Source organism: Brotonthovivens ammoniilytica (genome assembly GCF_025566885.1).
Taxonomy (GTDB): Bacteria; Bacillota; Clostridia; order Lachnospirales; family Lachnospiraceae; genus Brotonthovivens; species Brotonthovivens ammoniilytica.
In genome coordinates this window covers 601029-616073 of sequence record NZ_JAOQJQ010000001.1, presented here as the reverse complement: position 1 = coordinate 616073, position 15045 = coordinate 601029, and the positions used below count along the sequence as shown (strand labels likewise).

Annotated in this window: 16 protein-coding genes; all 16 read left to right on the top strand. The window is 38.8% G+C overall.

What is annotated here, in order from left to right:
* Position 1: 1 nt before the first annotated feature.
* On the top strand, positions 2-1294 hold the full coding sequence (gene hisD, locus OCV88_RS02790) for a histidinol dehydrogenase (RefSeq protein WP_158424104.1): 1293 nt from the start codon (positions 2-4) through the stop codon (positions 1292-1294).
* Between the two features lie 12 nt (positions 1295-1306).
* Positions 1307-1900: an imidazoleglycerol-phosphate dehydratase HisB gene (hisB, locus tag OCV88_RS02785; protein WP_317258582.1), complete on the top strand. Its 594-nt coding sequence runs from the start codon at positions 1307-1309 to the stop codon at positions 1898-1900.
* Positions 1901-1906: 6 nt separating this feature from the next.
* Positions 1907-3190, top strand: a complete 1284-nt coding sequence (gene hisIE, locus OCV88_RS02780) for a bifunctional phosphoribosyl-AMP cyclohydrolase/phosphoribosyl-ATP diphosphatase HisIE (RefSeq protein ID WP_158424103.1) — start codon at positions 1907-1909, stop codon at positions 3188-3190.
* 83 nt (positions 3191-3273) lie between these two features.
* Complete coding sequence (locus OCV88_RS02775; RefSeq protein WP_158424102.1) at positions 3274-3597, top strand: hypothetical protein; 324 nt, start codon at positions 3274-3276, stop codon at positions 3595-3597.
* Between the two features lie 81 nt (positions 3598-3678).
* Entirely contained in the window at positions 3679-5274 is a 1596-nt protein-coding gene (locus OCV88_RS02770; RefSeq protein WP_158424101.1) for an ABC transporter substrate-binding protein, read from the top strand.
* Between the two features lie 575 nt (positions 5275-5849).
* Positions 5850-7187 (top strand): papain-like cysteine protease family protein, encoded by a 1338-nt coding sequence (locus OCV88_RS02765; protein WP_262590611.1) that lies wholly within the window; start codon positions 5850-5852, stop codon positions 7185-7187.
* Positions 7188-7231: 44 nt separating this feature from the next.
* Positions 7232-7675: a hypothetical protein gene (locus tag OCV88_RS02760; RefSeq protein ID WP_158424099.1), complete on the top strand. Its 444-nt coding sequence runs from the start codon at positions 7232-7234 to the stop codon at positions 7673-7675.
* Positions 7676-7897: 222 nt separating this feature from the next.
* Positions 7898-9760, top strand: coding sequence for a TIGR03960 family B12-binding radical SAM protein (locus tag OCV88_RS02755; RefSeq protein WP_158424098.1), 1863 nt, complete (start codon positions 7898-7900; stop codon positions 9758-9760).
* Positions 9744-10463 (top strand): TIGR03936 family radical SAM-associated protein, encoded by a 720-nt coding sequence (locus OCV88_RS02750; RefSeq protein WP_158424097.1) that lies wholly within the window; start codon positions 9744-9746, stop codon positions 10461-10463. Before OCV88_RS02755 ends, OCV88_RS02750 begins: the two co-directional genes overlap by 17 nt.
* Positions 10464-10534: 71 nt before the next feature.
* On the top strand, positions 10535-11821 hold the full coding sequence (locus tag OCV88_RS02745; RefSeq protein WP_262590610.1) for a ribonuclease E/G: 1287 nt from the start codon (positions 10535-10537) through the stop codon (positions 11819-11821).
* A 106-nt stretch (positions 11822-11927) separates the two neighbouring features.
* Complete coding sequence (rplU, locus tag OCV88_RS02740) at positions 11928-12236, top strand: 50S ribosomal protein L21 (RefSeq protein ID WP_158424096.1); 309 nt, start codon at positions 11928-11930, stop codon at positions 12234-12236.
* Between the two features lie 16 nt (positions 12237-12252).
* Positions 12253-12576, top strand: a complete 324-nt coding sequence (locus tag OCV88_RS02735; protein ID WP_158424095.1) for a ribosomal-processing cysteine protease Prp — start codon at positions 12253-12255, stop codon at positions 12574-12576.
* A 4-nt stretch (positions 12577-12580) separates the two neighbouring features.
* Positions 12581-12871, top strand: a complete 291-nt coding sequence (rpmA, locus tag OCV88_RS02730) for a 50S ribosomal protein L27 (protein WP_158424094.1) — start codon at positions 12581-12583, stop codon at positions 12869-12871.
* 87 nt (positions 12872-12958) lie between these two features.
* Positions 12959-14245 (top strand): GTPase ObgE, encoded by a 1287-nt coding sequence (gene obgE, locus OCV88_RS02725; RefSeq protein ID WP_158424093.1) that lies wholly within the window; start codon positions 12959-12961, stop codon positions 14243-14245.
* Positions 14246-14259: 14 nt separating this feature from the next.
* Positions 14260-14553, top strand: a complete 294-nt coding sequence (gene yhbY / locus OCV88_RS02720; protein WP_158424092.1) for a ribosome assembly RNA-binding protein YhbY — start codon at positions 14260-14262, stop codon at positions 14551-14553.
* Between the two features lie 11 nt (positions 14554-14564).
* Positions 14565-15045 (top strand): nicotinate-nucleotide adenylyltransferase (gene nadD / locus OCV88_RS02715; RefSeq protein ID WP_158424408.1); only part of this gene is annotated, 481 nt, incomplete at its 3' end.

The window sequence follows — 15045 nt, the reverse complement described above, 5'->3', positions numbered from 1 at the left end:
TATGCGTACTTTAAAATTAACACAGGATACAATAAATAGTCTGCTGACAGATCTGCTGAAACGAAGTCCCAGCCAGTATACTGAGTTTGAGAGCAAAGTTGGCGAAATCATTGAAAACGTCCGGGCAAAAAAAGATGCGGCAGTCTTTGAATATACGAAAAAGTTTGACGGTGCAGATCTTACGGCAGAAAATGTAGAAGTAACCGAAGAAGAGCTGGCAATGGCCTACAAATTTGTTCAGCCCGAACTTTTAAAAGTAATACGGAAAGCACTTGTAAATATTAAAACCTACCACGAAAAACAAAAACAGTACAGCTGGTTTGATAGTTCTGAAAACGGCATTATGGTGGGACAAAAGGTAACCCCCATTGACCGGGCAGGGGTTTATGTTCCCGGAGGCAAAGCAGTATATCCTTCCTCTGTACTGATGAATGTTATGCCTGCTAAAGTTGCCGGTGTGAAAGAAATAATTATGACGACACCATGTGACAAAAACGGCAATGTCAATCCTGCTACTCTGGTAGCGGCAAAAGAGGCGGGGGTAGACCGCATTTTTAAAATCGGCGGCGCCCAGGCCATTGCGGCTATGGCCTTTGGTACAGAAAGCATCCCAAAGGCAGATAAGATTGTGGGCCCCGGCAACATCTATGTAGCCCTTGCGAAAAAGGCTGTTTTCGGACATGTAAGTATAGATTCTATTGCAGGTCCCAGTGAAATTCTGGTGCTTGCTGATGAAACTGCAAATCCGTCTTATGTTGCCGCAGATCTGTTATCTCAGGCAGAGCATGACGAGCTTGCTTCCGCTATCCTGATTACCACCAGTGAAAAACTTGCAGCTGAAGTCTTAGCAGAAGTTCAGCGTTTTACCCATGAGCTTTCCAGAAAAGAGATTATTAAAAAGTCCCTGGATAATTACGGATATATTTTAATTGCTCCGGACCTTAATACTGCCATTGATACTGTCAACGAAATTGCCTCTGAGCATCTAGAAATTGTCACTGCCAATGCTTTTGAAGTGATGACCCGCATTAAACACGCCGGAGCCATCTTTATCGGAGAATACAGCAGTGAGCCCCTGGGAGATTATTTTGCCGGACCAAATCACGTACTTCCCACCAATGGAACTGCAAAATTCTTTTCGCCCCTTAGTGTTGACGATTTTATTAAAAAATCCAGTATTATTTCTTATTCCAAAGAGGCGCTGGAACCAATTTATAAAGATATTATACAGTTTGCAGAATGTGAACAGCTGACTGCCCATGCCAATTCCATTCGCGTCAGATTTGAGGATTAGGAGGAAAATGATATGCAAAAGCCGCGTATGGCAGAAATAAGCAGGACAACCAAGGAGACTGATATCAAAATAGATCTTAATCTGGACGGAAGCGGAAAAGCGGATATAAAAACAGGCGTTGGCTTTTTTGATCATATGTTAGATGGTTTTGCACGCCATGGTTTTTTTGATCTTACCGCATCTGTCAGCGGAGATTTGTTTGTGGACTGCCATCATACCATTGAAGATACCGGGATCGTACTTGGAACAGCCATTTTTAAAGCACTGGGAGATAAGCAGGGAATCAAACGGTATGGCAGTATGATGCTTCCCATGGATGAAACCCTTGTTTTATGCGCCATTGACCTGTCGGGCAGACCATATCTGGGATTTGATGCTGAATTTACCAGTGATAAAATCGGTGATATGGATACTGAAATGATTCGTGAATTTTTCTATGCAGTATCTTACAGCGCCGGTATGAATCTCCACATCCGTGTGTTATCCGGTACAAACAATCATCACATTGCAGAGGCAATTTTTAAAGCCTTCGGAAAAGCGCTGGATGAAGCCGTTTCATACGATCCGCGCATCGAAGGTATATTATCAACGAAAGGAAGTTTATAAGAAACTATGGTAACAAAAAGCATCATAGCAGCTATTTATTTAAAAGACGGAATTTCTGTAAAGGGTTTTTCGGACTTAACCCCGGCAGAGGATCTTTTTACAGCTGTACGCCGCTATAATGATAACGGTGTTGATAAAATATTTGTTTTCGATTTATCTTCTGACGACAAAGAACATGAGGAAAACCTGCATACCCTGAAAAAAATTAACCGGGTATCAGAAATTCCTGTTTACGCAGGAGGAAACATTAACCGGCTGGAAGATATTAAAAAAATTCTCTATACCGGCTGTAAAAAGGCTATTTTAAACAGTTTAAAACCCGTTTCCACAGAGCTGGCAAAAGAAAGCTCCATGCGTTTTGGCAAAGAGAAAACGGCGATGTCTCTGTTTAATGTGGATATATTATTTAAACAAAAAGAACTAATAGAAGAAAATATCAGTGAACTGATTATCTTAAATCAGAAATTGATCGGAACGATAGAAAATGTTACTGAAATCCCTTATACTCCCATCGTTAATGAGGTAACCGAAGATGAGATTGTAAAAATTTTCAATGCTGATGATACTCTCACAGGGCTTGCCAGCGATTCCTTCAGTCAGCCGGGAGCAGATATTATGGGCTTGAAGGAGATTCTCTCCCAAAAAGGTATTTCCACCGGAAGACTTACTTCTAATATGGACTGGTCTGAATTTCAGCTGAATTCTGACGGGCTGATTCCCGTCATTGTTCAGGATTATAAAACAAACGAGGTTCTTATGCTGGCGTACATGAACGAAGACGCTTTCCACATTACACTGTCCATTGGAAAAATGACTTACTGGAGCAGAAGCAGACAGGAACTCTGGACAAAGGGGATGACCTCAGGCCATGTTCAGTATGTAAAGTCTCTAACGTTAGACTGTGATCATGATACAATACTGGCAAAAGTTTCCCAGGTAGGAGCGGCCTGCCACACCGGAAATCCCACCTGTTTCTTTCAGGACCTGGTGGCAGAAGAATACCTGGAGAAGAATCCATTAAAGGTATTTGAAAATGAATTTAACATTATTAAGGACAGAAAAACAAATCCAAAGGAAGGTTCTTATACAAATTATCTGTTTGATAAAGGAATTGATAAAATTCTGAAAAAAGTAGGAGAGGAAGCAACTGAAATTGTAATTGCAGCTAAAAATCCGGATCCGGAAGAAATTAAATATGAAATTGCAGATTTTCTTTATCATGTTATGGTTTTGATGGTTGAAAAAGGGTTAAGCTGGGATGATGTTATTGAGGAGCTTTCTCAAAGATAATTTTAAAAATCTGATACATAATCCTTCAGGAGTTTACATACGTATGTATTAAACTCCTGTTTTTTTTCGGAAAGGAATCAATCATGCAGACAAACTATGACAGCAGAAAAGAATATATTCAACAGATAAAGGAAAGTTTTCAAACACCGTCTTCCTATGAGCGCAAAAAGCACGACAGATTTGAATCAGATTATTCCAATGAGGAACCTGCCGTTATAAGATCCTTCTGGAAAATACGCCTGCTTGCCGCAGTGCTTTGCTTTCTTGGATTTATCACCATTCATCAGACCGGCTATCAATGGAAAAATCTTTCGGAAAAAACAATTGTCACACAAATTCAAAAGGATTACGATTTAAAAGATGTAAAAAACTGTTTTTCAGAAATACGAAATTTTTTTGAAAAATAATACCTGACGTTTTGATTTGCAGCTATCTGTGGTATACTTTTCTTAGTTTGATAAATTTTAAGTATTTACGAGGTTTTTCTAATGATGAAGAAACATATATGTATACTGCTGGCTGCCGCATGCATACTGTTTTTATTTACAGGATGCCAGAATAAAGAAGAGGAAATCTCTGTCAGCAGTCTGAGCTCGGAAACAAATCAGGAGACAGAGGAAAATAAGGAGCTGATTTTTGCTGGAAATAAAATAACTGAAATCAATCCCCTTTTAGACACTTGTGAAGGTCTTTCTGATCTTATATTTTCAGGTCTGCTTAAACACAGCAAAGATGGAAGTCCTGTGGCAGATCTTGCAGAAAGCTATGCGTTTGATGAAGAAACACTGACTTATACCTTTCAGTTAAAAGAAGGTATTATGTGGCATGACGGGGAACTTTTTACTGCGGATGATGTTGTGTTTACCTATAATCTGCTGACCCAGGATAGAAACCTGGATTCAGACCTTGAATGTAATTATACAGATATTGAATCTGTGAAGCCTGCCGGGCCATATACGGTGGAAATCAAATTTAAAAAATATAATGCATCTATGCTGAATTATTTCACCATAGGGATTCTCCCGGTTCATCTGCTAGAAGGGGACAATATGAACACAACAGCATTTAATCAGGCTCCTGTAGGCACCGGAAGATACCGTTTTGTATCCTGGGATAATAGCAGCGGTGAAATCCGCCTGGAGCGGAATGAATATTATTATGATAAGGTTCCTGAAATTGAAACTGTCATTTACCGGATGGCCAATAATGATCAGGAAAAGGCAGAAATGTTAAAAAACAAAGAGGCAGACCTTGCCAGTATTGGACCTGTTACTTCGGAACAGTTGAAAGATTCCTCCCTATATGAACATTTGGAATGTCAATCGGCAGAATACTGTTTTATTTCTTTTTCTTATCTATCAGACTTCTGGGAAAATAACGCAGATTCTATGACCGTTTTAAATTATGCGGCAGATAAGGGAGCCATTGTAAAAAATATTTTGAAAAACAGCGGAAGCGCCGCATTCAGTCCCATTCAGTATCATTCTTTTGGCGGAAACAAAAAAGCTGATATTTATTCCTATGATCTGGATACCTTTGCCAAAAAGATGGAAAAGCTGGGATGGAAAAAGAGTGATGATGGATTTTATGTCAGAAACGGACAGAAATTTACCATCCGGATTCAGGTTCTTTCTTCTGAGGACACACAGGTGGATATTGCCAATATGATATCTTTGCAGCTAAAAAATGCAGGAATTGATATGCAGGTGGTTCTTGTGGATGAAATAAGTCAGGATTCGGAAACAGACGGATTTTTAACAACCTTTGCCGTTCCTTTTGAACCGGACGAGCTGTATCGGAAATTTACTTCAAAGGGAAGCTCCAATATTACCGGATATTCCAATTCCCGGATTGATACTCTTTTAAATGCGGGACGCCATGAAAAGGATACCCAAAAAAGAAAGCAGATATATCAGAATTTTGAAACAGCCTATGCCAAAAATCCCGGTGAAATTCCCATTGCTTATATGAATGCAAATTACGCGGCTGTCAATGGATTGAAGGGAATTGATACAGACAGAATGTTTTCAGGACATGCCTGTGATATTATGTGGAATATAGAAAATTGGACAATTGTAAAATAGGAAGTGACCGAGCAGAGCGAGGGATACTTCTTGAACGAAAGTTCAAGAAGGTGTAACTGTTAGATGACTTGGATTTTATGAATGGAGAATGTATTTATGGGACAGATAGCAAACCAAGCGGCATTAGAATTATTTTTTAAACTTAAAGAACGAATAAAAGAAAAAAAGAGACAAAAGCAGGCCAAGAATGGTAACAGTTCGAAGAAATAGATAAAATCCAAGTTTATCACTTTGAAAATGTTTTGTATTGTTACGCAGTAAGTCGGCTTGTAATACACTCACAGCAGCACTATCCAGCAGGAAATCTTGAAAAGGACTTCCTGCTTTTTCTTTTGACAAAATCAGAAAGACAAGAAACAAAGAAAACCAGCAGGTCCCTTTGTAGCTGTGTTGAAATTCTATATAGGCTTTTTACAAAAAAACAACATATTTTCAGAAAATATTGAGAAATATCTGATAATATGTTAATATAAATTAAAAACTAGGTTCTTGTATGGATAGGAGGTAATACCATTGGAAAGCACTTTGATAACTCGATGATAATACACAGGGAAAAAATAATGAAAGGAGAAGTTATGAAAAAAACATTAGCAAGAATGCTTTCTATAGTTTTATCAAGTGTCATGCTGTATGGCATGTTAGGAGTTTCTGTTAGCGCTCAAGACATAAACAATAATCAATTCAAATTAAATATCCAAACGTCAGTTAAATATACGGCAAAATCTGTTGTTCCAAAAGATCAGTCTGAAATTCGCAGATTAAATGATGAAATTGTAGATTTTGTTTCGGCAGTATTTGAGGTTGAGAATATAAATGTAAATGTAAAAGAAGATATTCGTTTTCTGGATATTATAAAATGTTATAATGATACTGATATTTTGCAATTGAATATATACGATGAAACTGATATTTTAGAGGAATTGGATAGTGGAAATTATGCCTATTACGTATATGTAGACGTAGCAGGGTACAAAGTAGAGATTATTTTAAGTAAGGGGTCTCCGGTAACTGAAGAAGCCAAAAAAGTATTCACTGAGGAACAGCTACGATCATCTCTTGATGATGTTGGAAGATGGACTGTTTCAGGTGCGGGTATTATACAAAATGATAATATCTGCTTAGATGATTTTATATCAAAATTTGAAGGAGAATATGATAATATAATTTTAGCGTCATCTCAAAAAGGATTTGAATATCCTGTGATAGTTGCTATCCAGGATGAAGAGGCAAAAGATATTATTCCGGTGTATGAAGAACAGGCATATGAAGCAACAAATATTTTGAAAGAGGAGGAAGGTATATATAGCTTTTCAGAAGCAGTAATGTTGTCTTTAAATCCCCAATACGATAATATATTTATAGAGGCAGAAAATAGTGAGAGTATTATTGATAGCGCAACATTAGAAGAAGCAACACTGTCGTCTAGTTCAGGATATACTAAACAACTAGGCGTGACACGCCAAAAACAGGAGGATACGAAATGGTGCTGGGCCGCAAGTGCAAGCATGATAGGGAAGTATATATCAAGTCCTGGAAAAACACAGACCGCTATTGTTAAATATGTAAAAGGATCTAAAGTGAATGAAGGCGCAACAACGTCTGAAACAAAGAAAGCTGTACAATATGCAGTTGGAAGCAACCATAAAGTAAAAACGTATAATATTGTTCCAATGACAACTTTTATCAAATATATTTATTCTATGAAACACCCAATTGCAATGGAACTTGACTGGGATTCAGGTAATGGTCATGTTGTAGTTATTGCTGGTGTAAAGTCTTCTAATAATCTTTTATATGTTATAGATCCTTGGAAAAGTGTCACGAACAGATGGTTAAATTATAATTCAATGTGTAATGGAACTGTATTTGGTTCAGGAACAGGAAGATATGATAAGATTCATGTGGTAGATTAACAATACTATAAAGTCCCTGCTTTATTAAAAAAGGAATGTAAATTATGTTTAATAGAAAAATCAAAAGGCTGGTTTTAATTTCTATGATTGTTATTCTATTGTTGATATTTCTTTTTCTATTTTTTAAAATTAGAAAACCTATTTATTGGGCACAGAATTTAAAGACAGAAAATGTATCTAATATAAAAGTGACTGTACAGCCACCTATAAATGATAAATCCTATAAAATATTTGAACCAGATGAATTTGATAATGTAGTAGCACAGATAAATCAATGTGCGGAAAAATTTACAATAAATCCGTCGAAACCGAGTGGACTTTCCATTGTATATGATATTACGATGAAAAATGGTGATATACACACAGTAGCAAACAACGAAATGGACATTATTATAGACGGTATATATTATAAGGGAAACAATGAGTGGATACGTCAATGGCTTGATGAAGTTGTGGATGAAGTAGACAATGCATCATTAGAGAATTAACCAGTAAAAGATATTTTAATGAGTTATATAGGGTGTCGCAAAATCATCGTTAGAGATGATTGAACGGCACCCTTACCTGTGTAACAGCAAACCAGCAGGTCCCTTTGTAGCTGCATCTGAACTCTATACAGGCTTACGAATCATAATTTATTTGCTTGAACTCCTTTGGCAAAAAATATATAATATTGTAAGTTGATTGAAACTAAAAGTGAAAGGATAACCATGAAAAAACTCGCTTTAGATGATGAAATATTATTAAAAATTGATAAACCTGCCCGATATATCGGGAATGAGGTAAATATGATAAAAAAGGATCCAAAAGGAAAGTGCAGGGTGGCTTTCGCCTTTCCGGATGTATATGAGATCGGCATGTCTCATCTGGGAATTCAGATCCTTTATGATATGTTTAACAAAAGGGATGATGTCTACTGTGAAAGGGTTTATTCGCCCTGGCCGGATCTTCATCAAATCATGAAGGAACAAAGGATCCCGCTGTTTGGCCTAGAAAGCCAGACACCAGTGAAAGATATGAATTTCCTTGGGATTACCATTCAGTATGAAATGTGCTATACAAATATTCTGCAGATACTGGACTTAAGCCAGATCCCAATGCGGGCGGCAGACCGTTCTGAGGCAGATCCCATTGTAATAGGAGGGGGACCCTGCACCTACAATCCGGAACCTCTGGCAGATTTTTTTGATATTTTTTATATCGGAGAAGGTGAAACCGTTTATGATGATTTGTTTGACCTTTATCAAGATATGAAAGGTTCTTCTTACAGCCGGTTTGAATTTTTAAAGGAAGCAGCGAAAATACCGGGACTTTATGTTCCGTCGCTTTATGAAGTTTCTTATCATGAAGACGGGACCATTGCTTCCTTTCAGCCAAAGTATGAAGGAGTTCCAAAAACTATAAAACGCCAGGTAGTGGAAGATTTATCTGCGGCAGTTTATCCTGAAAAACCGCTGGTTCCTTTTATCAAAATCACTCAGGACCGGGTTGTACTTGAAATTCAGCGTGGATGTATCCGGGGATGCCGTTTTTGTCAGGCTGGTATGGTTTACCGCCCTCTTCGGGAGCGCGGAATTGAAATGTTAAAGGATAAAGCTTATCAAATGCTTCAGAATACAGGACATGAAGAAATTTCCCTGAGCTCTTTAAGCTCCAGTGATTATACTCACTTAGAGGAACTTTTAAACTTCTTAATAGAAAACTTTAAGTCAAAAGGGGTGAATATTTCACTTCCGTCTTTAAGAATTGATGCTTTTTCCTTAGATGTTATGAGCAAGGTACAGGATATTAAGAAAAGCAGTCTGACCTTTGCACCGGAAGCAGGTTCTCAGCGGATGCGGGATGTGATTAATAAAGGGCTGACAGAAGAGGATATTATCAATGGCGCCGGACTTGCCTTTGACGGCGGCTGGCAGAAGGTGAAGTTATACTTTATGCTTGGACTTCCAACCGAAACAGAGGATGATATGCGTGCCATTGCTCAGCTGGCAGAAAAAATTGCAGAGCGCTATTATGAAATTCCCAAGGATCAAAGAAACGGTAAATGCCAGATTACAGTCAGTACCTCCTTCTTTGTTCCCAAACCCTTTACCCCATTCCAGTGGTTCCCTATGTGCACAAAGGATGAGTTTTTAAGCCGTGCAAAAGTTGTAAATGAAGCTGTCAAAGAGCAGCTGAACCGAAAAAGTATCCGCTATAACTGGCATGAAGCTGATGTAACTGTCATTGAAGGAATTTTAGCCCGGGGAGACCGGCGGCTTTGTGAGGTTCTCTTAAAGGTATATGAAAGTGGAAGTATTTTTGATGCCTGGTCCGAATACTTTAAGTTCGATCATTGGATGAACGCCTTTTTAAGTGCCGGCATTGATCCTGATTTTTATACAACAAGAATCCGCGGGGAAGATGAAATTTTCCCATGGGACTTTATTGACACCGGAGTGACAAAAGAGTTTCTTCTCAGGGAGTGGCATACTTCTCAGAGAGAAAAAATAACTCCAAACTGCCGCCAGAAGTGTTCCGGATGCGGCGCTATGACCTACAAAGGGGGTGTGTGCTATGAGAATCAGAATTAAATTTAAAAAATATGGCAGCATGCGTTTTATTGGTCATCTTGATATGATGCGCTATTTTCAGAAAGCCATCCGGCGGGCAGATATTGATATTGTTTATACGGAAGGATTCAGTCCCCACCAGGTTATGTCTTTTGCGGCGCCTCTGGGTGTGGGGATTATCAGCGACGGAGAATATCTGGATATCGAAGTACATTCCTCAAAATCTTCCAAAGATGCGATGGACGCTTTAAATCAGGTTATGGCGGAAGGAGTTGAGATTACAGATTATGTACAGCTTCCAAAGGATGCCAAAAAGGCAATGGCCATTGTTGCCGCAGCAGAATATGAAGTATTTGTAAAAGAACCGATAGAAAAACCAAAAGAGTTGTTTTTGGAACTGGAAGCAAATCTGAATTCTTATTTTTCAAAACGTGATGAAATCATAATTACCAAACAGACCAAAAAGGGAGAACGAACCCTTGATATAAAACCACATATTTATCGTCTGAATGCCTATCAGAGAAATCAGGAGGCCGGATTTTATCTGTTTTTATCAGCGGGCAGCGAAGAGAACATTAAACCTGAACTGATTGTAGAGGACTTTCACCACTATATAAATAAAAATTACCATAAATTTGACTGGCAGATACGAAGAAAAGACGTTTATGCGAAATCAGATCATGGGTTTCTTCCTTTAAGTGCCTTTGGCAGTCCTGTTGTATGATTAGATGAAGCTAAAGGAAGTTTTACTTTACGAACTTAAAAACAAAAATTAGGAAAATAAAGAAAGCAGAAATGAAAGACATAGAAACGAAAACACTAAACATGAATAAATCAGAGATTAAGCAACCGGAACTGACCGGAAGTAAGAACCAGGAAAACAACAGACATCTTAAACTTGTAATAACCAGATTTTCCTTTGGCGGCCAGGATACTCCATTTATACTTACCGGTCTTTTTCGTGATTGTCAGCTGATGGAGGTAAACTGCCAAAGGAGCTGTCAGGAAAGTGTTCTCGGCAATATTTATGTAGGACGTGTTCAGAAAATTGTAAAAAATTTAAACGCTGCTTTCATAGAATATGAAAAGGGAAAAAACGGATATTATTCTCTAGAAGACTGTAAGGATCCAATTTATATAAAAAAAATCAACAGTCCCAATATGGTTCAGGGAGACGAAGTTTTAGTCCAGGTGGCAAAAGAAAATTTAAAGACGAAGCTTCCGGTTCTTACAACAAATATTAATCTGGCCGGAACGTGCTGTGTGCTGACTTCCGGCAATAAAAAACTGGGAATCTCATCTAAAATTAATAAAAAACGGCGGGAAGAATTGCAGGAATTATTTTCCGATCTTTCCCTGGAATCCTTTGGGCTGATTCTTCGCACCAATGCAAAGGATGCAGAAACTTCTGAAATTTTAAAAGAATACCAGTTATTAAAACGGCAATTTGACAATCTTTTAAAAGATGCCAAATACCGCACCTGTTTTTCCTGTCTGAAGCGATCTGAACCGGGCTATCTAAAAGCTTTGAAAAACAACTATGTTTCCAGTCTGGAGGCAGTCATTACTGATCAGCCGGATATTTTTGAGGAAATCGAAGATACTGTTTCTGAGATATTAAAGTCCAGACAGGTTCCGCTGACACTCTATCAGGATAAACAGTTCCCTTTAGCTGCGCTTTTTAATATTGAAAAGCAGATGGAGCGTGCAGTCCAGAAAAAAGTCTGGCTGAAATCCGGCGGGTATCTGGTTATCGAGCCAACAGAAGCGCTGACCGTCATAGATGTAAATACCGGAAAAAGTATGATGAAAAAAAATCCTCAGGAGCACTTTTTAGATTTAAATAAAGAAGCAGCCCTTGAAATTGCATTTCAACTGCGTCTGCGCAATATTTCAGGAATTGTGATTATTGATTTTATAGATTTAAAATCAAAAGAAGATCAAAAAGAACTTCTGCAGACTTTAACACAGGCGGTCCGCCAGGATCCGGTTCCGGTGCAGGTTGTTGACATGACCAGGTTAAATCTGGTGGAACTGACCAGAAAAAAAGTTTCAAAATCCTTAAAAGAACAGTTGACGTAAGTAATGGCCCGTGCTATTATAATTGAGTATGCCGCACAATGAGGTTGAAGTATGTCATTTTGACAACACCGAAATTGGCGAGTAATGATAAAATAGGAGGTGCCATATGTACGCAATTATAGCAACAGGTGGTAAACAGTACAAAGTATCCGAAGGCGATATCATTACCATTGAAAAGCTTGGTGTGGAAGCTGGTGAAACAGTAACTTTTGATCAGGTGCTTGCTGTAAACAACGGAGAACTGAAAGTAGGAGCTCCAACTGTTGAAAATGCAAGTGTTGAAGCATCCGTTGTAGCAAACGGACGCGGTAAAAAGGTTATCGTTTACAAGTATAAAAGAAAAACCGGTTACCATAAGAAAAACGGCCACAGACAGGCGTTTACAAAAGTAAAAATCGAAAAAATTAATGGCTAATCGATAGGAAATTGTTATGATTCAAATAACGATTTACCAGGACACAGAAGGCCGTTTTCACGGATTTGACAGTGAGGGACATGCAGAATATGCAGATCCGGGATTTGATATTGTATGCGCAGGAGTCAGCTCTCTTGTAATTACAGCAGTTAATTCCATAGAAACACTGACGGCGGATTCTTTTAACAGTGAAACGGAGCAGGAGAGCGGACAGATCAAATTTCGTATGAATACATTCGGACATGATTCACAGCTTCTCTTACAGTCGCTGATCCTGGGCTTAGAGGAAATGGAACGTAACTACAGTGAATATATCGATGTTATATTCAAGGAGGTGTAGAAACATGATGAACATGAATCTTCAGTTCTTTGCTCATAAAAAAGGTGTTGGTTCTACAAAGAACGGCCGTGACTCCGAATCTAAAAGATTAGGTGCCAAAAGAGCAGACGGACAATTCGTAAAAGCTGGAAATATCTTATATAGACAGCGCGGTACAAAAATCCATCCAGGTGTTAATGTAGGCATCGGTGGAGATGATACTTTATTCGCAAAAGTTGACGGTGTATTAAGATTTGAAAGAAAAGGAAGAGACAAAAAACAGGCTTCCGTATATCCGGTTTCAACTAACGAATAATAATTAATTATTATCCGAACATAGGACTTTCATAGACTCGACTGACGCAGCCGAGTCTATTCTATTATAATCAAAGGAAAGAAAATTATGTTTGCAGACAGTGCAAGAATTATTATAAAATCAGGAAAAGGCGGAGACGGCCATGTAAGCTTCCGCCGGGAAAAATATGTGCCCAACGGCGGTCCTGACGGTGGGGACGGCGGAAAAGGCGGAGACGTTATTTTCCAGGTAGACGAGGGAATGAATACTCTTGTAAATTTCCGTCACAAAAGAAAATATGCCGCGCAAAACGGTGAAGAAGGTAAAAAACGAAACTGTCACGGTAAAAACGGCGAAGATATTATCGTAAAAGTTCCTGCCGGTACTGTGATCAAGGAAGCAGAATCCGGTAAAGTAATCGCAGATATGTCCGGTGGTAATACAAGACAGATTGTATTAAAAGGCGGACGGGGCGGCAACGGGAATCAGCATTATGCAACATCTACCATGCAGGCGCCAAAATATGCCCAGCCGGGACAGCCTGCCATTGAACTTTTAGTTTATCTTGAACTGAAAGTAATAGCAGATGTGGGTCTTGTTGGATTTCCAAATGTTGGAAAATCCACGCTGCTTTCCCGGGTTACAAATGCAGACCCTAAAATTGCCAACTACCACTTTACAACTTTAAATCCTAATCTTGGTGTTGTGGATCTGGAGGGCGCAGCAGGGTTTGTAATGGCAGATATTCCAGGACTGATTGAGGGCGCTTCTAAAGGAGTGGGACTGGGACATGAATTTTTAAAGCATATTGAACGTACAAAGGTCATGATCCATATGGTAGATGCCGCATCTACAGAAGGGCGGGAGCCCATTTCTGATATCTACGCCATTAATAAAGAACTAGAAGCCTACAATCCGGAATTAATCAAAAAGCCTCAGGTAATTGCGGCAAATAAAATTGATGCAGTTTATGCACAAGACAGCGATCCTGTCGCAGCATTAAAAGCAGAATTTGAACCTCAGGGAATCAAAGTATATCCAATTTCTGCAGTCAGCGGCCAGGGATTGAAAGAGCTTTTATATGATGTCTCAAAACTGCTGGATACTGTAGATTCAGCTCCGGTTATTTTTGAACAGGAATATTTCCCTGAACTTTCTGTTTTCAGCGATGAACCTTATACTGTAACCTATGATCAGGAAGAAGATGAATATGTAGTAGAAGGTCCCCGGATTGAAAAAATGCTGGGCTATACAAATATTGATTCTGAAAAAGGATTTTTATTTTTCCAGAGATTTTTAAAAGACCAGGGTATCTTAGAACAGTTAGAGAAACTTGGCATCCAGGAGGGCGATACTGTCCGTATGTATGGCTTATCCTTTGACTACTATAAATAGAACAGGAGCGTATTATGACCAGTAAACAGAGAGCATATTTAAAAGGGCTTGCCATGAATATAAACCCAATCATTCAGATTGGAAAGGCCAGTGTGACGCCGGAGGTTGTTCAGGCAATCGACGAAACTTTTTCTACCCATGAGCTTATCAAACTGGCAGTATTGAAAAATTGTTTCGATGACCCAAAAGAAATCGCATCAGTAATTGCGGAAAGAACCCATGCACAGGTAGTGCAGGTTATCGGAAAAAAAATTGTATTATACAGGCCTGACAAAAAGGATCCCAAAATTATTTTACCTTCTAAATAGAGGTGAACATCATGAATCATAATGCAGAAAAGCGAATTGGAATCATGGGTGGTACTTTCAATCCCATTCACTATGGGCATTTAATCATTGCAGAAAATGCATGTGAACAGTATCATCTTGACCGGGTCATATTTATGCCCACCGGCTATGCTCCCCACAAAAAATTTACCGGAGAGCAGATGACACAGCATCGGTGCGAAATGATACGTCTTGCAATTGAAGGAAACGAAAAATTTTCTCTTTCTCGTTATGAAACAGAAAAACATTCCACCAATTACACCTATCAAACTCTGCATCATATGCATAAAATCTATCCGGATTCAGATCTGTATTTTATTCTTGGTGCAGATTCCCTTTTTGACTTCGATAAATGGCGCAGACCGGAATTGATCTGTCAGGAAGCTGTTATACTGGCAGCCGTCAGGGATTATCTTACAGAGGCAAAAGTGGACACTCAGATTCAGTATTTAAAGGATACGCTGAAAGGTGAAA

Excerpts from the sequence above, each read along its gene's own strand:
- OCV88_RS02765 (WP_262590611.1), top strand. The coding sequence starts at position 5,850 with ATGAAAAAAACATTAGCAAGAATGCTTTCTATAGTTTTATCAAGTGTC.
- yhbY (WP_158424092.1), top strand. The coding sequence starts at position 14,260 with ATGACCAGTAAACAGAGAGCATATTTAAAAGGGCTTGCCATGAATATA.
- rpmA (WP_158424094.1), top strand. The coding sequence starts at position 12,581 with ATGATGAACATGAATCTTCAGTTCTTTGCTCATAAAAAAGGTGTTGGT.
- OCV88_RS02770 (WP_158424101.1), top strand. The coding sequence starts at position 3,679 with ATGATGAAGAAACATATATGTATACTGCTGGCTGCCGCATGCATACTG.
- OCV88_RS02760 (WP_158424099.1), top strand. The coding sequence starts at position 7,232 with ATGTTTAATAGAAAAATCAAAAGGCTGGTTTTAATTTCTATGATTGTT.
- rplU (WP_158424096.1), top strand. The coding sequence starts at position 11,928 with ATGTACGCAATTATAGCAACAGGTGGTAAACAGTACAAAGTATCCGAA.
- OCV88_RS02775 (WP_158424102.1), top strand. The coding sequence starts at position 3,274 with ATGCAGACAAACTATGACAGCAGAAAAGAATATATTCAACAGATAAAG.
- hisB (WP_317258582.1), top strand. The coding sequence starts at position 1,307 with ATGCAAAAGCCGCGTATGGCAGAAATAAGCAGGACAACCAAGGAGACT.
- OCV88_RS02755 (WP_158424098.1), top strand. The coding sequence starts at position 7,898 with ATGAAAAAACTCGCTTTAGATGATGAAATATTATTAAAAATTGATAAA.
- OCV88_RS02745 (WP_262590610.1), top strand. The coding sequence starts at position 10,535 with ATGAAAGACATAGAAACGAAAACACTAAACATGAATAAATCAGAGATT.
- OCV88_RS02735 (WP_158424095.1), top strand. The coding sequence starts at position 12,253 with ATGATTCAAATAACGATTTACCAGGACACAGAAGGCCGTTTTCACGGA.
- hisIE (WP_158424103.1), top strand. The coding sequence starts at position 1,907 with ATGGTAACAAAAAGCATCATAGCAGCTATTTATTTAAAAGACGGAATT.
- hisD (WP_158424104.1), top strand. The coding sequence starts at position 2 with ATGCGTACTTTAAAATTAACACAGGATACAATAAATAGTCTGCTGACA.
- obgE (WP_158424093.1), top strand. The coding sequence starts at position 12,959 with ATGTTTGCAGACAGTGCAAGAATTATTATAAAATCAGGAAAAGGCGGA.
- OCV88_RS02750 (WP_158424097.1), top strand. The coding sequence starts at position 9,744 with ATGAGAATCAGAATTAAATTTAAAAAATATGGCAGCATGCGTTTTATT.